Consider the following 22,320-nt stretch of genomic DNA (forward strand, 5'->3'; position numbering starts at 1 on the left):
GCCGGCCCGGGGGGCGGGTGTCGTGCGTGTGCTGTTCACCCGCCGCCGGTGGCGTCACCGACGGTCGCCGGGACGGCTATTCGGCGCCGGACGCGCACAACTGCCCGTCGATCAGGGCGTTCTGTGCTTGCTCCGTACTCAGGTCGCTCGCCCCGTCACCCGTCGACTCCAGGACGACGACGCGCCGGCCGTCCGCGCTCACGCCGTCGCGGGTGGTGTAGCCGGGGAGGTCGCCGGCGTGGCCGTAGTAGGTCCCGCCGCAGGTGAGCGGCGCTTCGAGCAACCCCAGTCCGTAGCGGGCGCCTGGCCAGACCGGGTCCAGCTCCGCGGCCCGTACCGTCGTCTTCATCTCGGCCAGCTGGGCGGGCTTCAACAGCCGGCCGCCCAGCAGCGCCTGGTAGAACCTGGTCATGTCGCCGGTGGTACTGATCATGGCTCCGGCGGCGCCCGCCGCGCTGGGGTTGAACGCGGTGACGTCGATGGCCGGCCCGCTCTCCCCGAAGGCGGAGTACCCCTTCAGGTGGGAGCCGGGGATACGCGGGGACGTGGTCGGGGCGACGGTGTGCCGCAGCCCCAGCGGCCGGATGACCCGCTGGGTCACCTCGCGCTGCCAGCTGTGCCCGGTGACCTTCTCGATGATCATCCCGGCGAGGGTGTAATTGGTGTTGGAGTACGACCACTTGGCGCCGGGCTCGAAGTCCGGCGCGTGGCGCATCGCGATGCCCACGAGCTGTGAGTCCGTCCACGTGGTGTACCGGTCGGCCTGGTAGGCCGCCACGCTGGTCAACGGGGGGAAGTCGGCGGTGTAGTTGAACAGCCCGCTGGTGTGGTTCAGCAACTGTCGCACGGTGATCTTGGCGCCGTCGTTGCCGTTGCCCGACACCACGCCCGGCAGCCACTCCTCGACCGTGTCGTTCAGGGAAAGCCGCCCCTCGCCCACGAGTTGGAGCACCACCGTCGAGACGTACGTCTTGGTGGCGCTTGCGATCCGGAACCGGTCGCCGGGCCGCGCGGTGCGTCCGGTCTCGGCGTCGGCGACCCCGGCGGTGGCGTACTGGGTGCCGCGCGGCCCGGTCGACCGGGCGAGAACGCCCACGGGGCCCGTCCGGTGGACCGCGTCCACCTGCTGCTGGAGCCGCGACGCGGCGGACGGCCCGGCTGTGTCCGTCGCGTTCATCGCGTTCATCGCGTTCGTCGCGTTCGTCGCGTTCGTCGCGTTCGCCGTGTCCGTCGCGTTCGCCGCAGGCGCCGCGAGCCCCAGACCGGCGAGCGCCGTGACGAGCGTGGCGGTTACGGCGCGGGAGGTGGTCCCGCGATACGTCATGGTCCTCATGTTCCGTCGGCCCCTTGGGAGTTGGTGGTCACACCGCCGCGTGCGGTGTGACCACCAACGTAGGAAATCGTCTCGCGGACCACGATCGGGCCAGCCGGTCATTGCTCGGTACAGCCTGCTGTACCCCTGCTGTACCCCCCGGCCGGCCGCTCGCGTCCCGAATGCTCCCGCCCCGGCCGCTCGCGTACAGCGCACGCGGGGGAGCGGTGGGGGCCGAAGCGCCGCCCACCTCGTCCTTTAGGGTGACGGCATGCGATGTGTCAGCCGGTCCACGGACTCCCGCGCGGGCGGATTCCGCGCGGGCGGAACCCGCGCATGAGCACGGAGACCAGATCGCTGCCGGCGCTCGCTCCCGGCGGGACGGACGCGACGTTCGTCATCGCGGGTTACGACGAGGTCGTCGCTCACGACACCGTCTGGGACGAGCACTCCCACCCCTTCCACGAGCTGCTGTGGAACGGACGCGGCGCGTCCTCGGCGGTGGTCGGCACCCGGGTCTGGACCGTCACCCCGGCGCTGGGCCTGTGGATGCCAGCGGGCACGCTGCACTCCGGCTCGGCGGTCGCGGGCACCTGGTTCCGCGCGAGCTTCTTCGGTTTCCGCACCACCTCCTCGATCTCGCCCACTCCGGTCGCCGTCGAGATCACCCCACTGCTGCGGCTGTTGCTGGAACGGCTCGGTGACCCGGGCCTCTCCGCCGGTTCGCGGGCGGCGACCGAGGTGCTGGTGCTCGACGTCCTCGCGCCGTCACCCCGTGAACTGCTCGTGCATGTGCCCACCTCCGCCCTGCTGCGTCCGATCGCCGACGCGGTGCGCGAGGATCCGGGCGACCCCCGGACGCTGACGGAGTGGGCGTCCGCGCTCCGGGTGAGCCCCCGCACGATCACCCGGGCGTTCAACACCGAGACGGGCACGAGCTTCGCGCGCTGGGTGGCGGCCGTCCGCGCGCAGCACGCGGTCGCCCTGCTCGCGCGGGGCTGGGACGTCGAGACCGTCGCGGAGCAGGTCGGCTACCGCTCCGCGAGCGCTTTCGGCGTGGCCTTTCGGCGTACGACCGGGCTGACTCCGGGCACCTTCCGGCTGCGCTGAGCGCGCGGCGAGTGTCCCGATCACTACAGCCCCTGTCTCAAAGGGTTGATTGCGACACGGTGGCGCCGTCTCATAGAGTATGAAGGTAAGCCTTACCTAACTGGTTCGGGCGGTGTGGTGCCCCCTGCCGTGCCGCGTCCCGCGACCCGGCCGTGCGAGGACCGCACCCCCGACCTTCCGAAAGCTGAGTACGGACCCATGTCTTCACACCGTCTTCGCCCGCTCGTCGTGGCAGCCGCCCTGTCGGGTCTCGTCGCCTGCGGCGGCCCTGCCGACACCGGGAGCAAGAGCGAGAAGAGCACTTCGAGCGGGTTCCCCCTGACGGTCGAGCACGCCCTGGGGAAGACCACCATCCCCGCCGAGCCCAAGCGCGTCGCCACGGTGAACTGGGCCAACGACGAAGTGCCGTTGGCACTCGGCGTCGTACCGGTCGGCATGGCCGCGGCGACCTTCGGCGACGACAACGGCGACGGGGTCCTGCCCTGGACCGCCGAGCGGCTCGACGAACTCAAGGCGGACACGCCGGTGCTGTTCGACGAGACCGACGGGATCGACTTCGAGGCCGTGGCCGACACCGAGCCGGACGTCATCCTGGCCGCGTACTCGGGGCTCACCAAGCAGGACTACGAAACGCTGAGTGAGATCGCACCCGTGGTGGCGTACCCGGAGGCCCCGTGGGCGACACCGTGGCGCGAGATCATCCGGCTGAACAGCGAGGCGATCGGACTCGCGGACAAGGGCGAGAAGCTGATCACGGACCTTGAGGGGGACATCGCCAAGACCGTCGCCAAGTACCCTCAGCTCAAGGGCAAGTCGGCGATGTTCATGACCCATGTCGACCCCAACGACGTGAGCGAGATCGGCTTCTACACGGCGCACGACACGCGTGCGCAGTTCTTCGAGGATCTCGGCCTGAAAACCCCGGGCAGCATCGCGAAGGCGTCCGAGGGCACGAAGAAGTTCGCCCTGACGCGGAGCGCCGAACAGATCGACGTGTTCGACGACGTCGACATCATCACGGGGTACGGCGACGAGTCGGGCGAACTGCTCGCGTCGTTCCGCAAGGATCCGCTGCTGTCGAAGATCCCGGCCATCGACCGCGGCTCGGCGTACCTGCTGCCGGGCGCCGAGCCACTGGCGACCGCCGCCAACCCGACACCCCTGTCGATCTCGTGGGTGCTGGACGACTACGTCGCGGCGCTCGCCAAGGCCGCGGACAAGGCGAAGTGACGCCGTCGGATGGGGTGGCCGCCCGGCCACCCGCCCCGCCCGACGCACCCGCCCCGCCCACCTCACCCTCCACCCCGCCCCACTCCTCACCCTCACCCTCCGCCCCGCCCGACGCCCCCGCGTCCCGGCGGCAGGCGGCGAGTACGCGGGCGAGTACGCGGGCGCTGTGGCTCCTCGTCGCCGTCCTGGCGCTGGCCGCCATCATGGTGTCGTCCCTCGCCTTCGGCTCACGCGACGTCGCCTGGGCCGATGTCTGGGCGGCGCTCGGCGGCGCGGACGACACCCTGGAGCAGGCGGCGGCCACCAAACGGATCCCCCGTACCGTCCTCGCCGCCGTGATCGGCGGAGCGCTCGGCCTGGCCGGCGCCGTGATGCAGGGCGCGACCCGCAACCCGCTGGGCGACCCGGGCATCCTCGGGATCAACATGGGCGCCTCGCTCGCCGTCGTCACCGCCGTCGCCTTCTTCGGGCTCACCTCACCGACGGGCTACATCTGGGTCGCGATCGCGGGCGCCGCGCTCTCGGCCGGATTCGTGTACACGGTCGGGACGCTCGGCCGGGGAGGCGCCACGCCCCTCAAGCTCGCGCTCGCCGGCGCCGCCACGTCGGCGGCGTTCGCCTCGCTCGTCAGCGCGGTCGTCCTGCCGCGCAACGACATCGCGGGCAGCTTCCGGCTCTGGCAGATCGGCGGCGTGGGCGGCGCGTCCTTCGACCGCATCGGGCAGATCCTGCCCTTCCTCGCGGTGGGTTTCGCCCTCTGCCTGTTCTCGGCACGCGCGCTGAACTCGCTCGCGCTGGGCGACGAACTCGCGGCCGGACTCGGCGAACGCGTCGCCGTCGCACGCGCCGTGGCGGCACTCGGCGCCGTCGTCCTGTGCGGCGCGGCCACCGCCGTCGCCGGGCCGATCGCCTTCGTCGGCCTTGTCGTACCGCACACCTGCCGTCTGCTGGTCGGTGTCGACCACCGCTGGCTGCTGCCGTTCTCGGTGCTGCTCGGCGCGGCGCTGCTCACCGCCGCCGACGTGGTCGGACGGGTCGTGGCGCGCCCCGCGGAGATCGACGTGGGCATCGTGACGGCGCTGATCGGCGCCCCGTTCTTCATCTACATCGTCCGCCGGCAGAAGGTGCGTGCCCTGTGACCGCCCCGGTCCTCACCCGGCCACCGTCCGTCGAGACCCTCGCCCGTGACGTCGCCCGCGGCCGGGTCCGGCGCGCGTCCCGGCGACGCCGCGTCACGCTGGTGCTCGCCGTTCTCGTCGTCGCCGCGTTCGCCGTGACCCTGATGGCCGGCCGGACGTTCTACCCGCCCGGCGACGTCGTCCGGGTGATCCTCGGCGAACAGGTGCCCGGAGCCTCCTTCACGGTCGGACGCCTCCGACTGCCACGGGCCGTCCTCGCCGTGGTGGCGGGCTTCAGTTTCGGTCTGGCCGGCGTCACCTTCCAGACGATGCTCCGCAACCCGCTCGCCAGTCCCGACATCATCGGCATCAGCTCCGGTGCGAGCGCCGCCGCGGCGATCGCGATCGTGACGCTGTCACTGGGCGAGACGCAGGTGTCGGTCCTCGCCATCGCCGCCGCCCTCGCCGTGGCGATCCTGGTGTACGGCCTGGCGTTCCGGGGCGGCGTCGTCGGCGCACGGCTCATCCTGATCGGCATCGGGATCTCCGCGATGCTCGAAAGCGTCACCTCGTACGTCCTGTCCCAGGCCGCCGAGTGGGACCTCCAGGAGGCGATGCGCTGGCTGACCGGCAGCCTCAACGGCGCTACGTGGGACCAGACCGTCCCCGCCCTGGTCGCCGTTGCCGTGCTCACGCCGGTCCTCCTGGCGCGGTCGCGCGACCTCTCCGCGATGCGGCTCGGCGACGACACGGCCGCCGCTCTCGGCGTACGAGTCGAACGCACCCGCGTCACGGTGATCGTCGCCGCGGTCGGGCTGATCGCCTTCGCGACGGCGGCGGCCGGACCCATCGCGTTCGTGGCGTTCCTCTCCGGTCCCATCGCGGCCCGGATCGTGGGGGCCGGCACGTCCCTGCTGGTGCCCGCCGGACTGGTCGGGGCCCTGCTGGTGCTCGTCGCCGACCTCTGCGGCCAGTACGCCTTCGGCACCCGCTACCCGGTCGGCGTGGTCACCGGCGTCCTCGGCGCCCCCTACCTCATCCACCTGATAATCCGCACCAACCGCGCGGGAGGCTCGCTATGACCACGACCCATTCACTCGCGGCCGAACATCTCACCCTTGGGTACGGCGACCGCACCGTCATCGACTCCCTCGACCTGGCCGTACCGCCCGGCGGGATCACGGCGATCGTCGGCGCCAACGCCTGCGGGAAGTCAACCCTGTTGCGCTCGATGTCCCGCCTGCTCGCACCCCGCGAGGGCCGCGTCGTACTGGACGGCAAGGAGGTGCACCGCCTGCCCGCGAAGGAACTCGCCCGTACGCTGGGGCTGTTGCCGCAGTCGCCGGTCGCCCCCGAGGGCATCACCGTCGCGGACCTCGTCGGCCGAGGCCGCCACCCGCACCAGAGCGCGTTCTCCCGCTGGAAGAAGCAGGACGACGAGGCGGTGGCGTCCGCCCTCGCGGCGACGCGGACAACGTCCCTGGCCGACAGGTCGGTTGACGAACTGTCAGGTGGGCAGCGCCAGCGCGTATGGATCGCGATGGCACTCGCCCAGCAGACCGATCTGCTCCTGCTCGACGAGCCCACCACGTTCCTCGACGCGAGCCACCAGATCGAGGTTCTGGACCTGCTCACCGACCTGAACGAGACACGCGGCACCACCATCGTCATGGTCCTCCACGACCTCAACCTCGCGGCCCGGTACGCCGACCACCTCATCGCCCTCGCGGCGGGCCGGCTCCACGCGTTCGGCTCCCCGGCCGACGTACTGACGCGCGAGACGGTCCACACGGTGTTCGGCCTCGACAGCCGCGTCATCGAGGACCCCGTCTCGGGCCGCCCCCTGATGCTCCCGATCGGCCGCCACCACGTACGCGCCTGAATACGCGGGTTGCTGATGGTCTGCCGGGCGCCCTACGGTCAGCCGTATGCCGGATGAAGCGACGCGCGCCGCGCGGTTGTTGGATGCCCAGGCGAAGGCCGCCGAGCTGTTCGCGGAGATCGAGTCGCGCGGCCTGGTCGCGCCGGGGGAGGGCGAGCGGGCGGTCAGTGACCGGATCCGCGATCTGGCGAACGAGATGTTCGGCACGACACGGCACTGGCACAAACGGATCGTACGGTCGGGACCGCACACGCTGTTCCCGTACCGGGAGAACCCGCCGGACCGGCTGATCGGCGAGGACGACATCGTGTTCGCCGACTTCGGGCCGATCTTCGAGGAGTACGAGGCCGACTTCGGGCGCACCTTCGTACTCGGCGACGACCCGGTCAAACTACGCCTGCGCGACAGCCTGCCCGAAGTCTTCGCGGCCGGCCGCCACTTCTTCGACAGCACGCCCGACGTCACCGGCAAACAGCTGCACGCCGAGGTCGGGCGCCGCGCGGCCGACGCCGGCTGGGAGCTGGGCGGCTGGCACGCGGGCCACCTGGTGGGGGAGTTCCCGCACGAGACCATCGACGGCGCGGACGTGGAGTCCTACATCGCCCCGGGCAACAGCACCCCACTCCGCCGCACCGACAAGGCCGGCCGCCACTGCCACTGGATCCTGGAGATCCACCTCGTGGACCACACACACGGCTTCGGCGGCTTCCACGAACAACTGCTCGACCTCACCTGACCCACCGACACTCCCCACAACCTCGCCGCTACCGCCACTGCTACTGCTACCGCTACCGCTACCGCATCCGGACGCCGGGCGAACCAACGAGGGCCTCCACCCCCGAACTGGGGTGACGGCCCTCGCGGCGTCCGTGAGCCATCCGCCCAAGTGGCCGGACCCCGCGGTTTAGAGGTCGAAGTACAGCTCGATGAACGCCCTGACCTGCGTAAATACCTCGCCACTAGGGTGAGTGGCGCACAACCGGTGCACTGGAACAGCGTCAGGTGGAGTCACTATGCCCGTCGGTCTTTCGCGGGTCTGGCTGGCGGTATCTCCCGTTAGCCCGGCCCCGCCGCGCGGCGGCTCCGGCAGTTCGGCGGCGGTGCTCCAGGACAGCGATCCACCAGGCCAGTCGATCACCGGACTTGTCAGGGATGAGTAGCCGAAGGGCACGGAGACACGAGCAGACCAGGATGGTGAAACCGACGAACAGGCACGCTGCCCACCAAGGCAGACCGGTGCCCACGGCCAAGAGGATCTCAATCACGACGCGAGTGCCCGTCGCCGGTTCAGCCGCAGCGTGGCGCTTCCGAGAGCAATGGTCAGATTGTCGGCCGCTGACCTCTTCTTCGCCCCGGCGACTCCGATGACCGGGTCAGTTAGTGCTGCTGCCAGATCATCCGGATAAGGATCCGACTCCCACTCCAGCTCCCAACTGTTACCAGCGCCGTGCAGTCTGCGATATCCCGGCCGGTATTCGCCGTCGAGCCAGCCTGGGCGTTGCAGCGGGTCGTAGAACCAGTTGCCGATTGCCCACTTACCGTGGGGGTCTCTAGTACTGCAACCGTGTTTGCTGTGACGATGGTTTAGTCACGGGCTGTGGCCTCGTCGTTTGTAGTGGCTGACGCGTGCTCGGTGCTGTGCTCGTCGCCGCCAGTGGGACCAGTGCAGGACCTGGGCGAGTGAGGGCAGGAGGCGTGCGGTGAGGTGGGCGGTCAGGCGGCGGATTTCGGGCAGGCTCAGTGGGACAAGGTACTGGTCAGCGGATCGTGAGCCCCCTTTTTCAGCTCCTGCGCACGGACCGTTGCCAGGTAGGCGTGGGCCGCCATGGCCAGCGTGATGTGCCGATACCAGGCGTGGTACTTGCGGACCTGGTAGTGGTCCAGGCCGCACTCGTTCTTCGCGGTCTGGAAGCATTCCTCGATCGTCCACCGGCGGCCGGCCACCACCAGCAGTGTGTTCAAGGTGGTGCCCTCGGGTGCGAAGCACACGTAGTAGGCGATCCCGGTGGGATCGGTGACGCTGCGACGGGCCAGAACCCAGTGCTCGACGCCCTCCTCACGCCAGGGCCGGATCGGTGCCCGGGCCCAGTCGTAGACCCGCTCGCCGTGGGCGCCCGACCCGCACGAGCGGCGTTTCCATGCCTGTCGGGGCAGGCCCGCCACCAGTTCCTCCACGACATGGTCCATGCGGGAGGCGGTTACGACAGTGTCGGTCCGACGGGTGGCCAGCACGTGGAACACCCCACGCTGTTCCAGCCAGTAGCGCAACCCCTTGACCTGCCCATATGCCTCGTCGGCCGTCAGCCACGCGAACGGCACCCGGGCTGCGAGGGTCCGTTCGATCATGGCCTTGGCGTGCTCGATCTTCGTGGCGAAGGTGACCTCGTCGGGGATCGCCGCGGTGCGGCAGCGGTCCCGGTCCTCGGTCCAGGACGCGGGCAGGTACAGCTCCCGGTCGATCAGCGTGTGGCCGACCTCGGTGGCGTAGGCCAGGAACGTGCCGACCTGGCTGTTCTCGATCCGGCCCGCCGTGCCCGTGTACTGGCGCTGGACACCGGCCGAGCGGACCCCCTTCTTCAAGAACCCGGTGTCGTCCACGACCAGGATCGCCTGCCGGTCACCGAGATGTTCCATCACGAACTCCCGCACATCGTCGCGGACTTCGTCGGCATCCCAGTCACACGTATTGAGCAGCCTCTGCAAACGGTCCGGCCGGTCATGCCCCGCGCGCTCAGCGACCGTCCACGCGTTCTTCCGCTCCAGCGACGACACCAACCCGCGCATGTAAGCCAGCGCCGACTCGCGGGGCTCCGAACGCTGAAAACGGTGCACAAACCGCTCGTGCACCTCTTCCAGCCCCACCGCCCACCGCCGCACGTCACCGATTTCGAGGTCCCCACCCATGACAAGCACAACGACCACGACGTCACGTCGTCACTGCAAACGCGGTTGCAGTACTAGCAGTGATCCGGCAGAAGACACCAGACACCAGGCGACTGGCCTCCGCTGACATGCTGGGCACACGAGCCAGCTGATCCTGTTCGGTGAACGTGAGCGGAGTGTCGGTGGTGAGGCCGTCGATGTAGAACTTACTTCGGGCACCGACAGGTGTCCCGGATCGATTGCCTGTGACTACGAGCTGCGCACCAGTGGGCAAGTGCCGCAAGACGTAACTTCGTTGACCGCAGTGTTCCTCGATGCGCAGGCCAGGCAGCCCACTGCCTCCTGACCGGCCTCGGACCAGGCGACCGGTCACGTTGTCCGGCACATCGGTGATCAGCACCAGCCGCCTAAACCGGGGGGAGACCGTAAGGGTGTACGTAGAGAGGATGGAAAGGCGCCAACCAGCTGGGCCGTCGTAGTCAACCTCGTGGTTGAGATAGCCGAGGGCCAGAAGCGCTTGGAAAGCACACTGCTCGGGATGATGTGTGTCCAGTCCCAAGGATTGGTCGCGGGCAATCCCGGAGCGAGCTGCAGTCAGCTTCTCGCCTGTGTAGAGCACGCGAGTACGTGCCGCTGCCGTGCGTTGACTTGCGGGCATGCTTCACCTCACCGCTGCCCGGCCAGCGCATCAGGGTCACATACCTTTGTGAGACCACGACTTGGCTAACTCGCGGAGTGGGTGCTCCACACCCTTGCCCAGCTTCTGTGAGTGCCGGGCTCACATACTCCTGCTGACGTCCGGCCCTCCGCAGGCCGGTAGCTACGCCTACCTTATCTCGACGTAGGACAGCTTGGAGTCGAGTCAGCGGGAACGCCTCCGTGCGAGAGGGGCGGCCGCCTCCCTGCTGGCCGTTCGTCGCGGTGCAGGCCAGCAAAGGAAGGCGGAGCGCTGCAGATTGACTCAGAGGCTCTTGAACTCGATCACGGACCCGGTCTACCTCGTGTCCGTGGCCGCGCATCGTCATCGTCCTGCGCGGGCGAGCGCTATCAACTCACAGTTGCGCAGTTCACAGCTGAGGTACGCGCGACCCTTCGACTCCCACCTCTCTGAGAGAGATCGGACTAACTCATCCGATCGTCCGAGGCGGCGCTCTATGCGGCTTGACCAGTGGACCTGGCGCGCGTATCGGCGAGCCGTAAGCGGACGTCAGCGGCTGATCACATCGTCCGCAACCGTCGCAAGAAGCAGTGGAGCGACGCGCGCAGACCAGATCCAGCCGCTGTTCCCCATCCGCCGGTCGCCGGCGCAGCTCTTCTGTAACACTCCAGCTGACGGACTCAGGCGCCGAATCGGGGGTAGGGCAGTGGCACAACCGCGAAAGGGGTACTACCGAGCGGCGCACTATGTGCGGCCGACGAACGTATCCAGCAAGGTCAAGATGCCGGCGCTCTGGGTGGTCGTGGTCGGTGTTCTCTTGGTGATCGCTGCCTGGAACACTCTCTTCGGCGATGGCGGCGACAAGACGACGCCCGAGCCTCAGCGCACGGCTCAGTCAGCCACGGAATCGCCGTCCCGTTAGTTTTCGGAAGGCTTGTCCCCAAGGGATCGTGGTGCGGGTGTTCTGGCTCCGGCCAGGTGGCTCCTCGGATTCAGATCCTCTTGCAACCGGGGGAGTAGATCGAAGCCGTTCCCAGCACAACTGCCAGTCATTCAGCTGCTCGTCAGGTACTCCGCAGGCGGTCAGATAGACGCTCGTTGTCCGCCATGTCCTGGGTAAATCCTTGCGGTTGAGGAGGTTGCTGACCGTTCCGGGAGCGATCTGCCCGCCGGAGCGGTGGCTGATGGCCGCATGCGTGAGGGAGCTGGCGATGCGCACCTGCCCCAGAGCGTGGAAGAACCCTTCGACGGTGCGGATGGCTGCAGGGTCTGGCCACGTTCGTTGGCCGGCATGCACGTCACTAGGGCTGCTGGACACAGGAGGTCGGCTGAAGGCGGGATTCCAGCCCAGCGCGAGCCGGCCGTTGCTGTTGCGCTCCCGTCCCTGGGGAACGGGGCGACCCTTTGCCGAAAGTGACCTTCGCAGCTCGCGAAAGACAGAGTCGAGCTCCAGCCGCTCGGGGCCTCCTGCGATACCGGCGGTGAGGATGGCGAGCAGCTCGCCGGTGAAAGCGGTGTGAGGTTCCCCGGGTGGGGCGAGCGCCTGACGGTTCTCCGAGGCCGCGGCCAGCAAGTAGGTCCCTTCGACATCGGCTTGGGCAGCCAACTCCGACGGCCCCATCGTTCCCAGAGCAAGTCCGCCGTAGCAGCAGTCGAGAATGACGACCGTTCGCTCCGCTCGCCCCTCCAGCAGTGCGCCACGGAGCCATCCGTACGGAATCCCTGTTTCGACCCATTGCTGTTTGGATTGAGGCAGCCCGAGATAGAGCTCGCCTTCTGGCGTGACCAGGCCATGCCCCGCGTAGTACACGAGCAGCGTGTCCCTGGCTGCGGCGCTGGCGTCGCGCAGGGAGTCCATGGCCGCTGTCGCGCTGGGCGGGTTGGAAAGCACGATGCAGTCGTCTCTGCCAAGACTCCAGGATGTGGGCCCCGTGAGCACCTCTGCCATGGAGCTGAGGTTGTTGGAGACGGCCGGTAGATCTTCGAGGAAGTCGTATGTGCTCGTTCCGATCAGCACCGCCCTCGAAGCGCCGGGATCTGGGAACACGCTCAACCTGCCGAGCCCTCCCCGCCGTTTCGCCGACTCTCTTGGAGTAGCCGTGTGATTCGTTCGATCTCCTCGTCAGTGCAGTCGGTCAAGGCGTCAACGAAATCCTCGTGGCGGACCGTCACGCGCGAGGCTCGTGGACGTGTCTGCTTCCAAGCGGCAAGCGTGAGAGCGAAGTTCGCAGCGCTCCATCCGTTCTCCGTGACCAACTGCAGGATGTCGGAGACTGCCCCCATTTCGCCCTCGCGCGGCGGTTGCTCGCACATTTCGACGCTGGCAGTACGCCGGATGTCGGGGTCTCGGCGGAGCCAAGTGAGCAAAGAACGGAGTTCGTCGTCTGCTGGCTCGACACGAACCTCAACGCGCATGTGATCCCCCTACTGTCGCGTTCCGGGCGGTGGCGGTCTCAACCATGGTCGGGCACGGTCGGACGCGGAGGGGATGTCTTCGCTCAACCTCTCTGCGGAGAAGCGGGACGAGGCGCAGAAGGGTCTATGCGGCGGCTCGATATCGTCGGCCGATCGCCTTGCGGGCCTTCTCAACCGCTCCCGTTACGCGGTGGACGTACCGGCGGAGAGTAAATGCAGGGTCCTCGTGACCGAGGAGGTCGGCCAGGGTGTAGACGTCCACGCCTTCGTTGATCGCCTCGGAGGCGAAGAGGTGTCGCAGGGCGTGCATCATCTTGTCGCGGCACTCTCCCCACTTGCGGCCCTTGCCAACAGGCTTGTCGTTGAGGGCTTTTATCGCGCCTATTGCCTCCAGGCCACCCTTCCAAAGGTAGTTGAAGTAGTTCTTGTTCAGTGGCTTGTGCTCCCGTGTGGTGAACACCAGGCGCACCGCCACCGGCTCACCGTCCTTGGCCATCCACGGGAGGGTGACCTCTACTGGTGGGTGCTTGCGCATGTGCTCGGTGAGCAGTGCGGCCAGAGCATCGCCGACCGGCACGAAGCGGTCCTTGGGGTCGTCCTCCGTGCCGCCCTTCGGTGGGGCAAAAACCAGAGTGCCGCGGTCGTGGGCGATCTGGCGGCGGATGTGGACGACTTTGTCCTTCTGCAGCCAGTTGACGTCCTCGGGGCTGAACCCGAAGATCTCGCCCTGCCGCATGCCCAGACCTCGGCCGCAGTCGACCGTGGCCTGGTAGCGCTCGGGCAGATGCGGCCGAAGAGCATCCGTCTGCTCCCACGACAGGGGTACGTCCTTCGCCGCCTTCTTCGACCGCCGGGGCTTCACCCGTTTCACCGACCCCGTCTCGCAAGGATTCTTGGCGATCAGGTCGTCGTCCACGGCCGTGGCCAGGATCGACGAGAGGTGCGTGAAAACCAGGCCGACCGTCGTCTCGTCGAGCACTTGCAGTCGGCGCTTGATCCAGTTCTGTACCGTGGACGCCTTGATCTGGCGCAGCTTTAGCGGGCCCAGCGGCTCGATGATGTGGTTGCGGACGCGGGATTCGTACTGGGCGTAGGTCCGAGGGTTGTCGAAGGTCTGGTTCTCCAGCCACTGCTCGGCCACTGCCTTGAGCTGGGCCTCGCCCTTTCTCGGGTCGACGTATGTTCCGTCGTCGACGCCGCCCAGCATCTTGGTGAGGTACTGGCGGGCGTCATCGAACCGGTCGAAGCTCTCGCTCTGCTGCTTTCCTTCCGGATCACGCCACCGGGACAACCAGCGTTTTCCGCGCTCGTGCTCGCTGGAAGGCACCTTGCCGTGGGTCTTGCACTTCTTCTCACCGGGCTGGGGACGCTTCTTGTGCCAGCGGTCGTACGGCTCAGCCAAGAAGGGCCACCTGTATACGGCTGCCAGCCCGGCTGGCAAAGCGGGAGGTGCCGCCGTGTTCCGTCCGCTTGGGGTGTCGAGCGCCTGGGAATGCGGCGGGGGAGGGGGAGTCGGCGACCGGGGTTTCCGAGCCGCATCGGCAATGACCGCGTTGGGTCTGGCTCCGGACGACGTTCTTCATCACGAGAAACAGGGAAGTGCAACGCTCCGTGAGCTGCCGCTGAGCGGAGCGCCATGCCGACGGAGTGGCCGCGATATCGCCGGCCGGGCCGGCGCCTGATGATCCGATTTCGATTGGGTAAGCAACCATGACGGGTAGTTGTAACTCGAAATTGGTGAGCGTGGCAAGAGTTGGTTCATAAACTCTACAGAACTGGCTGGGGGTTCTGGTCGGCGAGGAATGGCGTCTCAGGGAATTGGAAAGTTCGTGGTATCTTCCCCTGTCGTTATGGCGGCTTTGGGTGATTTGCCGCAGTCGGATGCTCCTGGCCTGCCGGTTTCCCGCGAAGGATCATTGGATCCCGAAGGGATGTTCCGGGAGAGGGGCGAACAGTTGGTTGAGCTTTTTGGTCAACCGGCGATTCGCCCTTACGGTTATGCCCTCTCCGGCCAGCCCGCCTTTCAGGTCGGTCGAAGAATCCGAGCGACGCCTGTGAGCAGAGCCAGACCCCTGCGGCTTAGTTGCTCACGATCGTCGATCCGCAACCGATATGGAGTGCCCTTGTCCAACAGATTCCCTCGCCCCGCCACAACCGTTGATCGCGGGCCGCTCGCCACGACCGATGAGATCGCCGTGTACCTCGGGGTGCCGGTCAAGACCCTCTATCAGTGGAAGTACCGGGGCATCGGCCCGAGGGTCCACAAGGTCGGCCGACACCTGCGATACCGCTGGCGTGAGGTCGACGCCTGGCTCGATCAGCAGACCGGATATGACCTCACGGTCTGACTCCAAGGGAAACAACACGGCTCTCGGCGAGCCAACGTCGAGAGCTGAAGACCTCCCAAGCATCGCCCACCCCTGAACGAACCAACTGGTGAGGGGCGGGACCTAAGCCGTCCCGCCCCTCAGCAGAGAGGAATGTCTATGGAGGACTCTACGTCCCCAGGCGCTTCGGATTCACCGGCCAACGCGGAACCAAGACACAAAGCCAACTGGCCGCCAGTGACGATTCCCGGACAGGCAGTGGTCCCGCCCGATGGGAACCGTGCCGGACCACGGTCTCCCCACCAGGGGACCGGGACCGGTCCCCGCATTGAGACAGCAGACAGTCCCCACGGCGGGGACGCTCACTTTTCTCCGAAAGGTGGGGACCGGTCCCCACACGACGTGGCGACCGGTCCCCAAGAGGAGCACGGTCCCCAGTCATCTCACGCTATCGACCCCGTACCTGCAACTGCGGAAGCTGTACAGGTCGGCGGCTTGGGGACCGGTCCCCAAGCCGCCGAGCGGTCCCGTTACGAGACTGTGAGTTCCGGTCCCCGCGATGCGGGATCGCAGGACGGGACCGGTCCAATCGTTCCCTCCGGACCAGATCAGGGGACCGGTCCCCAAGGCGCTTTGGGACCAGCCGACCATGGATACCGAACCGATGGCGAGGGAGCGGAGCTGCTGGATGAGTTGCGTGCGGCGGTCGGCCGGTACGTCGTGTTGCCGAGCGAGGAGGCGCTGACCGCGGTCACCTTGTGGGTGGCGGCTTCCCACATTCAGCCCTCCCTGCAGCACGCGCCGCGGTTGGCGGTGGTGGGCCCGACCAAGGGATGCGGCAAATCCCGCGTCCTGGACGTGCTCCACGAGACCGTCCATCAGCCGATGATGACGGTCAACACCTCGCCGGCCGTGGTCTTCCGCGTGATCGGCAAGAACCCGCCGACGCTCTTGGTGGACGAGGCGGACACGATTTTCGGTCCCAAGGCCGGTGAGAAGGAGGATCTGCGCGGTCTGCTGAACGCCGGGCACCAGCGCAACCGGCCCGCCTGGCGGATCTCCGGACCGGAGCACAAGCCGACCGCGTTTCCCACCTTCGCGATGGCAGCACTGGCCGGGATCGGCGACCTGCCCGACACGATCATGGACCGGGCGGTCGTGCTGCGGATGCAGAAGCGCAAGCCCGGCGAGCGGATCACCCCCTTCCGATCGCGGTACTCCGTCCCCGAACTGAACGCCCTTCGCGACCGGCTGACCGCATGGCTGACCCCGCTGCGCGGCACGGCCGCCGCTCTGGTGCCGACGATGCCGGTCGAGGACCGGGCAGCGGACACCTGGGAGCCGCTGATGATCGTCGCCGACCTGGCCGGCGGCCACTGGCCCGCCAGCGCCCGCGCCGCCTGCCTGGCCATGACCCGGCACCAAGCCGTCCATGACGAATACACCACCCTGAAGACACGGCTGCTGCGCGACATCCGCCGCATCTTCGAACAGGAAGGCAACAAAGAGGCCCTGCGGACACACGACTTGCTCGCCGCCCTCCTGACGGACGCCGAATCTCCCTGGCCGGACTACGGCACCAAGGGCCTCAACGCCTACCACCTCGCTGCACTACTGAGGGACTTCGACATCGGCCCGGCCAACTACCGCTTCGAGAACGGCCGCCAGGCCAAGGCATACGCCCGCAACCAGTTCCTCGACGCCTGGGCCCGCTACTGCCCCGAGCCCGCCCGACCCACGCCGACACCCGCACCCCGGCGCGAAGCAGGGCCGACCCGCCCAGTCCAGGGCAAGCCACCAGCCCCTCCGGCCGGGGCACTGCCCGTCGGTCCACTCGGCGGCACCGCCGCCCCGACACGCGCCCGCTGACCACACACCCACCTGGGGCCGTATCAGTCCGTCGCATCCGTCCCAACACAGGTCAGTACAGGGACGGACTTCCCCGCCGCAACGGATCAAGCCGTACCTGCACGCCTGCCCGTACCTGCTCCGACCAGCCACGGGACGGATGCGACGGACGTGACGAGCCCTCCCCCACCTACAACCGGAGCACCACCATGCACCAGAACCCCGCTGACAACGCCCCCGCCCACCAGCCAGTCGAGGCAGACGCCAACTCGGTTTCGCGGGGAGCAAGTTGTCGGGTAAGGAGTCCTTACCCGGTCTCCGCCCCGAGGGGGGCGGAGGTGTCCGGCGCCTGGGGGGCACCGGAGTCGGCCGGCCCGGGGGTGCCGACCGAGGGAGAAGCCACCGCCCCGTTGCCGAGCGTGCCGCAGAAGCCCGTGCCGCGTCGTCGACTGCGCGACGAGCAGCTGCGCGAGCGCCGCGTCCACCCCCGTTACAACGACGACGAGTTCGACCTCGTCGAGAGCGCCGCCGGCCTGAGCCGCATGACGGTGGGCGGCTATGTCGCCGAGTGCTCCCTTGCCGCCGCCCGCGCCGAGGACCCGGCCGCGGCGGTGGCCGACTACCGGTCGATGGTCAAGGCGCTGATGGCCGCCAACGGGCAGCTCGGCAAGGTGGGCGGCAACCTCAACCAGCTCGTATGGCACCTCAACCAGGACCGTGCGTGGCCCGACCCCGCCAGTGTCCAAAGGCTGCTGGAGCGCATCGAGGCATCGATCGACGAGGTGGACACGGCCGTCGCCCGGGTCACCGACGGGCGGTGAGCCGTTGATACCGAAGGTCATTCTCGGTGCGGGTCCGCATGCCACGCGCCGCACGATCGGCTACCTCTTCGGCAAGGGCCGGGCCAACGAGCACACCGACCCGCACCTGGTCGCGTCCTGGAACGACTTCGCGCCCGACCCCGGACGCAGCCCCCACCGTCATCCGAAGGAAGTGGAGGCCCAGCTCGCCGCGCAGCTCGACCAGCCTGTGAGGATGCTGGGCGACAAGGCGCCCAGGTACACCGTGTGGCACTGCCCCGTCCGCGCCGCACCCGAAGACCCGATCCTGACCGACGCCCAGTGGGCGGACATCGCCCGGCGGATCGTCGCCGCCGCCGGCATCGCCCCACAGGGGGACGGTGAAGCGTGCCGGTGGGTGGCGGTACGCCACGCGGACGACCACATCCACATCGCCGCCACCCTCGTACGCCAGGACGGCCGCCGCCCCCGACGCGACCACGACATCCGCGCCGTCCAGCGCGAAGCCCGCCAGATCGAAACCGACTACAAACTCCGCCGGTTGAAACCCGGCGACGGCACCGCCGCCAAACGCCCCACCAGCAAGGAACACTTCAAAGCCCGACGCCAGGGCCAGAGCGTCACACCCCGCGAAATCCTGCGCACCCGCACACGCCGCGCGGTCGCCGCCGCCTCCAGCGACAGCGAGTTCTTCACCCTCCTCGCGGCCACCGGCGTCATGGTGCGGCCCAAGACCGAACCGTCCGGCGACATCACCGGCTACAGCATCGCCCTGCCCGGCGACACCAACCGCCACGGCCAGCCCGTCTGGTACGCCGGATCCACCCTCGCCCCCGACCTCTCCCTCCCCAAGATCCGCCACCGCCTCCACGACACCACCCCCGAACCGGTCGCCGCCCGCCCGGCCGACCCCTGGCACCAGGCCACCGCGGCCACCGAACTCATCCCCCACCGCCTCACCCACCACAACGAGACCGTGGCCCAGGGGCAGCTCGTCGCCCTCGGCGCGACACTCGACCTGTTCCCGGTCACCGCACCACCTGTGGCACGGGCGGAACTCGAACGGGCCGCAGCCGCCTTCGAACGCGCCACCCGCTCCCGCATCACAGCCGACCACACCAGCGCCCGCGCCCTGCGCCACAGCATCCAGAGAATCTGGCACGACCCCACCCCGGACCGGGACGGAACCGGTCTCGCGATGCTCCTGGACGCAGCCCTCACCGCCGTCGCCTTCGCGGTCCACTGGCACCGCACCCACCAGCCCGCCCAGCAGGAAGCGGCAGCCGAACAGACCCTCGTCCACCTCCAGGCCGCCTACGGCCACATCGCCGAACCCGCCCTTGCCCACCTCGCCGCCCGTTCCCCCGGATCCAGCACCAAGAACCGGTACGCCCAGTACCTGAGGCAGACAGCACCCGAGCACGCCGAACGCATCCTCACCGACCCCGCCTTCGACGCCCTCACCACCGTCCTCGCCGAAGCCGAAACAGCCGGCCACGACGCCACCACCCTCCTCGACCAGGCCCTCAACCAGCGCACCCTCAACGACGCCCGCAACCCCACCCGCACACTCACCTGGCGCATCCGCCGCCTCAGCCAACGCCACACCCCCAGCCCACACGCACAAGCAGCCAAAACCCGCACCACCACACCACCCCCAACAACACCCCCTCACACAGCCACACCACCCCAGCCACCACAACGCCGATAACCCCGACCGAGCAGCTCGTGCGCAGCGTGCGAGAGGAATGTGCGAAGCCCGGCTCCCTCCCATTCTTTTGGGGGGACCAGGCTTCACTCGTCAGGCCGAAGCGGAACTGCCGACCGCTAGCTTGCCGGTGCGAGGCGGAAAAGGACGCGACCCACAAGTACGGTGCGCCAAGGGTGGGTTCGGGCCACGCCTGCCACCCGGCCAGACCCGTCTCATCGGCCGCCAGGGTCAGGACACGTGGGTCACCATCCTGGATGAGCGGCGGCCCCTCACCGAGGCTCAGGCCCGTGGTGAACATCGGGTCAACCGCTCTCGCACTGGGCAGGTCAACGTCCCGAAGCCAGCCGTGCACGATGACGGCGTCCAGAACCAGATTCAGGCCGGCGGACGCGGATGGTCGATTACGCGGCGGCCGGGACGTTCACCGCTCGCGCCCGCTCGTACAGGGCTTGTGCCAGGCGGTTGCGCAGGTGGGGACGCAGTAGTGCTTTCATCTGCACGACGCGTTCGTCGGCGCGCCCCGACTGGACCAACGGGTAGTCGTCAAGGACGCGGCCCCAGGTAGCACATGCGGCCTCCAAGTGCCCTAGTTCCAGTTGTCGTTCCGCGAGCATGGCGTCGTAGCGGACGCGGGTCCTGCGGTACACGTCATGGCGGAGCTGCGACGATTCCTCAAGGTTCTTGACCGAGCCGGCCACGTCTCCAAGGCCGTATTGAACCTGTGCGACGTGGTACGCAAGGGACGACGGGTCGTAGCTGCCGAACGCCGCAGTTCGTGATTCAGCCTTCTCCATCGCGACTTCCGCTTCCTTTATGAGCTGAAGGGCGTTCCGGCGGTCGCCCGAGGCGGCGTAGGCGTGGGCCTGCTGTCCGGCGAGGAATGCCCGCATGCGCGGGCCGGCGGCGGGCGAGGCGGCTGCTGCTGCGTTCGCCAGGCGAAGGGCCGGGGCGTGGTGGTTGAGGTCCACCGCCTGAAGGCTCATCCCGCGCAGGGTGGTGCAGTACGTGAGATGGTCCTCGGCTGCACCCGCGAGTTCCAGGGCTTTGACGTAGTAGCGCTGTGCCAGGCCGTGGAGGCCCTCGTCCACGGCCATGTATCCCGTGAGATAGAGGAGGTCGGAGGCCGCCGACAGCATGGCCTTGCGTACTTCAGTGGTGCCGTCAGCCCGAAGATGGGGCCCGACCGTATTGACCAGGAACGCGGCAGCCATCGGCCGTGCATGGCGTCCGCCGAACATGTCGTCCAGCTCGGAGACCTTCTCCGTCATGGCGATCACTGCATCGACTTCGGCGAATCCGATGCGGCGGGATCGGCCGGCCTGCACGGCTTCCATCCGGCCTACGACCTCTGGCCAGTTCGGGATGGTGAGCGCGACGGAGAACAGAGCCGAGCCCATGACACCGCGGCGGGACGGGTCCATGTCTTGCCTCCCCAGGTTGAGCAACCCTTCAACGGTAGCTCCGGGAGCGAACTGGCCATCCAGCGGTGAGGGAAGCCCCGCGTCTACGTGAGTGATCGGGCGGCCGAGCCTGCGCGCGAGGGCCTCCAGGATGAGCGGACGGACTTCCTTCCTCGGGACCGTCCCGTCCAGCCAGTGGCTCACCGCTGAAGCGTCGTATTTCAACGGTCGGCCGTGCTCGGTACCGACCTTGTTGACGGCAGTCGCGAACTGGCTGTGGCTCCACGCCGACTCGTTGAGCAGGCGACTCAGGCACCCGTTTTGCTCGCGCTTGGCCATGGCGTAGCTCCCCGCGTTCCGCGAACTTTCAACGCTTTCAATTTGCCGCGCTGCGCACACGGTACCGCTGTGCGTGTTCGTCCGGTTGCGTAGTGCGTGCAGGAACACCAGGCCCGCATGGCCATACATGACAGCGCCGGACTGCTGCTTGCAGCGCGACGAAGCGGACTGGCGGCACGCAGAACGCGAAGCCCCGTCCAGGTCGGGCCCGCTGTTACACGATCTCGGAGGGAATTCCCGTGCACCCGACGCCTCCCGCACAGCGCGCTCCCGCTCTGCTCGCTCCGCGTTTACCGGCCCGCCTCGACACGATTCCGGTGGGTGGCGAGACGGCGACTTGGAGACGGTCGATGAGAAGTGCCCACGCTGCGATGTCGTTCGATGCTGATCCGAGGCGGGTGGAGGCTGCGCGTCGGGTGACGGCCGCCGTGCTGGGGAGGGCCGGCGTCAGGGATCGAGATGTGGTCGGGACGGTGCAGCTGCTGGTCAGCGAGATCGTGACCAACGCCATCGTCCACGGCACCGCCAACTCGGTCTTTTTCCAGATCAGTTGTGACCACGCCGGTGAGGTGCTGATCGAGGTCGACGACCGCTCCTCCGGCGGGCCGGAGATGCGGGAGGCGGGTCCGGATGACGAGGGTGGACGCGGTATGCAGCTCGTCTCTTTCTTCGCCCGTGACTGGGGCCGCAAAGGCACCTGCACCTGGTGCACGTTCACCGCCGGGAGCGGCTGATGCACTCCTCGTCGATGGTCCTTGCCGAGACCGTCCGGCCCACAGCGCCCCCGGTCGAACGGTGGTCTCCACCCCTCGATTCCGAGGGTCTCGCCCGCATCGCCAGCCTGCTTCGTCAGGTGAAGCCGTTGGAAGCGATCGTGGACGACGTCGGTGACGTCCTGGCCGAACAGGACCCTCGTGAGAGCGAGTTCGGAGAGATCGCCGAACGCTTGCGTGGCGATCTCCTGCGGCTCGTGGCTATCGCCAAGTCCGCCGGGGACGGGGACGCCGAGGTGTGCCCTCTTCTTCGGCGTGCGCACACGCTGCGCTCCGAGGCCCTGCCAGACGACTCCCGCCAGGCGCTCGGGCAGCTGCGGCGGATGGCCGGGGTTGTGAACGACCTGTTGGAACGGCTGGTGGAAACCAACATCGTGAAGGAGGTCGCGTGACGGCCGCCTCTGCTGGCCCTGGCCCACGCACCGGTCCGCCCCGCTCAAGGTCGCTTGCCGACTCTGATGGAAACCACGCGGAGGGCAGGGCCGCCGACAAGGCAGCCAAGAACCAGGACCGA

General features: G+C 68.3%; 18 protein-coding genes. 12 read left to right on the forward strand and 6 right to left on the reverse strand.

What is annotated here, in order from left to right:
* Window positions 1-76 precede the first annotated feature (76 nt).
* Window positions 77-1,324 (reverse strand): serine hydrolase domain-containing protein, encoded by a 1,248-nt coding sequence (locus OG700_RS29460; protein ID WP_405618809.1) that lies wholly within the window; start codon window positions 1,322-1,324, stop codon window positions 77-79.
* 324 nt (window positions 1,325-1,648) lie between these two features.
* Between OG700_RS29460 and OG700_RS29465 the strand changes: the two genes are divergently transcribed.
* The 6 genes from OG700_RS29465 (at window position 1,649) to OG700_RS29490 (ending at window position 7,388) form a co-directional block, all read left to right on the forward strand.
* Entirely contained in the window at window positions 1,649-2,422 is a 774-nt protein-coding gene (locus OG700_RS29465) for an AraC family transcriptional regulator (protein ID WP_405618811.1), read from the forward strand.
* Between the two features lie 198 nt (window positions 2,423-2,620).
* Window positions 2,621-3,652, forward strand: coding sequence for an iron-siderophore ABC transporter substrate-binding protein (locus OG700_RS29470; RefSeq protein ID WP_405618813.1), 1,032 nt, complete (start codon window positions 2,621-2,623; stop codon window positions 3,650-3,652).
* Window positions 3,653-3,855: 203 nt separating this feature from the next.
* Entirely contained in the window at window positions 3,856-4,791 is a 936-nt protein-coding gene (locus tag OG700_RS29475) for a FecCD family ABC transporter permease (RefSeq protein ID WP_405622062.1), read from the forward strand.
* A complete protein-coding gene (locus OG700_RS29480; RefSeq protein WP_405618815.1) occupies window positions 4,788-5,852 on the forward strand; it encodes a FecCD family ABC transporter permease in 1,065 nt (354 codons plus the stop codon). Before OG700_RS29475 ends, OG700_RS29480 begins: the two co-directional genes overlap by 4 nt.
* Window positions 5,849-6,652, forward strand: coding sequence for an ABC transporter ATP-binding protein (locus tag OG700_RS29485; RefSeq protein WP_405618817.1), 804 nt, complete (start codon window positions 5,849-5,851; stop codon window positions 6,650-6,652). Before OG700_RS29480 ends, OG700_RS29485 begins: the two co-directional genes overlap by 4 nt.
* A gap of 46 nt (window positions 6,653-6,698) precedes the next feature.
* Window positions 6,699-7,388, forward strand: coding sequence for a M24 family metallopeptidase (locus tag OG700_RS29490; protein WP_405618819.1), 690 nt, complete (start codon window positions 6,699-6,701; stop codon window positions 7,386-7,388).
* Between the two features lie 1,001 nt (window positions 7,389-8,389).
* On the opposite strand, the gene OG700_RS29495 is transcribed toward OG700_RS29490, so the two are convergent.
* From OG700_RS29495 to OG700_RS29510, 4 genes are all read right to left on the reverse strand, one after another.
* Window positions 8,390-9,556 carry an IS701 family transposase gene (locus OG700_RS29495; RefSeq protein ID WP_405621376.1) on the reverse strand — a complete coding sequence of 389 codons (1,167 nt, stop codon included), beginning with the start codon at window positions 9,554-9,556 and terminating at the stop codon, window positions 8,390-8,392.
* Between the two features lie 1,532 nt (window positions 9,557-11,088).
* Window positions 11,089-12,240 (reverse strand): caspase domain-containing protein, encoded by a 1,152-nt coding sequence (locus OG700_RS29500; protein ID WP_405622064.1) that lies wholly within the window; start codon window positions 12,238-12,240, stop codon window positions 11,089-11,091.
* A 2-nt stretch (window positions 12,241-12,242) separates the two neighbouring features.
* Window positions 12,243-12,608, reverse strand: a complete 366-nt coding sequence (locus tag OG700_RS29505; RefSeq protein ID WP_405618821.1) for a hypothetical protein — start codon at window positions 12,606-12,608, stop codon at window positions 12,243-12,245.
* Window positions 12,609-12,732: 124 nt separating this feature from the next.
* Window positions 12,733-14,010, reverse strand: a complete 1,278-nt coding sequence (locus tag OG700_RS29510; RefSeq protein ID WP_405618823.1) for a tyrosine-type recombinase/integrase — start codon at window positions 14,008-14,010, stop codon at window positions 12,733-12,735.
* A 721-nt stretch (window positions 14,011-14,731) separates the two neighbouring features.
* Between OG700_RS29510 and OG700_RS29515 the strand changes: the two genes are divergently transcribed.
* From OG700_RS29515 to OG700_RS29530, 4 genes are all read left to right on the forward strand, one after another.
* A complete protein-coding gene (locus OG700_RS29515; protein WP_399295645.1) occupies window positions 14,732-14,956 on the forward strand; it encodes a helix-turn-helix transcriptional regulator in 225 nt (74 codons plus the stop codon).
* A gap of 567 nt (window positions 14,957-15,523) precedes the next feature.
* Window positions 15,524-16,804, forward strand: a complete 1,281-nt coding sequence (locus tag OG700_RS29520) for a DUF3631 domain-containing protein (protein WP_405622066.1) — start codon at window positions 15,524-15,526, stop codon at window positions 16,802-16,804.
* 398 nt (window positions 16,805-17,202) lie between these two features.
* Window positions 17,203-17,604 carry a plasmid mobilization protein gene (locus OG700_RS29525; RefSeq protein ID WP_405618825.1) on the forward strand — a complete coding sequence of 134 codons (402 nt, stop codon included), beginning with the start codon at window positions 17,203-17,205 and terminating at the stop codon, window positions 17,602-17,604.
* Window positions 17,605-17,608: 4 nt separating this feature from the next.
* Window positions 17,609-19,294: a relaxase/mobilization nuclease domain-containing protein gene (locus OG700_RS29530; protein WP_405618827.1), complete on the forward strand. Its 1,686-nt coding sequence runs from the start codon at window positions 17,609-17,611 to the stop codon at window positions 19,292-19,294.
* A 401-nt stretch (window positions 19,295-19,695) separates the two neighbouring features.
* On the opposite strand, the gene OG700_RS29535 is transcribed toward OG700_RS29530, so the two are convergent.
* On the reverse strand, window positions 19,696-21,033 hold the full coding sequence (locus OG700_RS29535; RefSeq protein WP_405618829.1) for a tetratricopeptide repeat protein: 1,338 nt from the start codon (window positions 21,031-21,033) through the stop codon (window positions 19,696-19,698).
* A 371-nt stretch (window positions 21,034-21,404) separates the two neighbouring features.
* Here OG700_RS29535 and OG700_RS29540 point away from each other — a divergent pair, with 371 nt between their 5' ends.
* Together OG700_RS29540 and OG700_RS29545 are read left to right on the forward strand one after the other, a co-directional pair.
* On the forward strand, window positions 21,405-21,767 hold the full coding sequence (locus tag OG700_RS29540) for an ATP-binding protein (RefSeq protein ID WP_405618831.1): 363 nt from the start codon (window positions 21,405-21,407) through the stop codon (window positions 21,765-21,767).
* Between the two features lie 14 nt (window positions 21,768-21,781).
* Window positions 21,782-22,198 (forward strand): DUF6415 family natural product biosynthesis protein, encoded by a 417-nt coding sequence (locus OG700_RS29545; RefSeq protein ID WP_405618833.1) that lies wholly within the window; start codon window positions 21,782-21,784, stop codon window positions 22,196-22,198.
* The last annotated feature ends 122 nt before the right edge of the window (window positions 22,199-22,320 follow it).

Source organism: Streptomyces sp. NBC_01508 (assembly GCF_045040315.1).
In the GTDB taxonomy this organism is placed as follows: domain Bacteria; phylum Actinomycetota; class Actinomycetes; order Streptomycetales; family Streptomycetaceae; genus Streptomyces.

Excerpts from the sequence above, each read along its gene's own strand:
- OG700_RS29490 (WP_405618819.1), top strand. The coding sequence starts at position 6,699 with ATGCCGGATGAAGCGACGCGCGCCGCGCGGTTGTTGGATGCCCAGGCG.
- OG700_RS29535 (WP_405618829.1), bottom strand. The coding sequence starts at position 21,033 with ATGGCCAAGCGCGAGCAAAACGGGTGCCTGAGTCGCCTGCTCAACGAG.
- OG700_RS29540 (WP_405618831.1), top strand. The coding sequence starts at position 21,405 with ATGTCGTTCGATGCTGATCCGAGGCGGGTGGAGGCTGCGCGTCGGGTG.
- OG700_RS29460 (WP_405618809.1), bottom strand. The coding sequence starts at position 1,324 with ATGACGTATCGCGGGACCACCTCCCGCGCCGTAACCGCCACGCTCGTC.
- OG700_RS29505 (WP_405618821.1), bottom strand. The coding sequence starts at position 12,608 with ATGCGCGTTGAGGTTCGTGTCGAGCCAGCAGACGACGAACTCCGTTCT.
- OG700_RS29465 (WP_405618811.1), top strand. The coding sequence starts at position 1,649 with ATGAGCACGGAGACCAGATCGCTGCCGGCGCTCGCTCCCGGCGGGACG.
- OG700_RS29495 (WP_405621376.1), bottom strand. The coding sequence starts at position 9,556 with ATGGGTGGGGACCTCGAAATCGGTGACGTGCGGCGGTGGGCGGTGGGG.
- OG700_RS29485 (WP_405618817.1), top strand. The coding sequence starts at position 5,849 with ATGACCACGACCCATTCACTCGCGGCCGAACATCTCACCCTTGGGTAC.
- OG700_RS29475 (WP_405622062.1), top strand. The coding sequence starts at position 3,856 with ATGGTGTCGTCCCTCGCCTTCGGCTCACGCGACGTCGCCTGGGCCGAT.
- OG700_RS29545 (WP_405618833.1), top strand. The coding sequence starts at position 21,782 with ATGGTCCTTGCCGAGACCGTCCGGCCCACAGCGCCCCCGGTCGAACGG.
- OG700_RS29470 (WP_405618813.1), top strand. The coding sequence starts at position 2,621 with ATGTCTTCACACCGTCTTCGCCCGCTCGTCGTGGCAGCCGCCCTGTCG.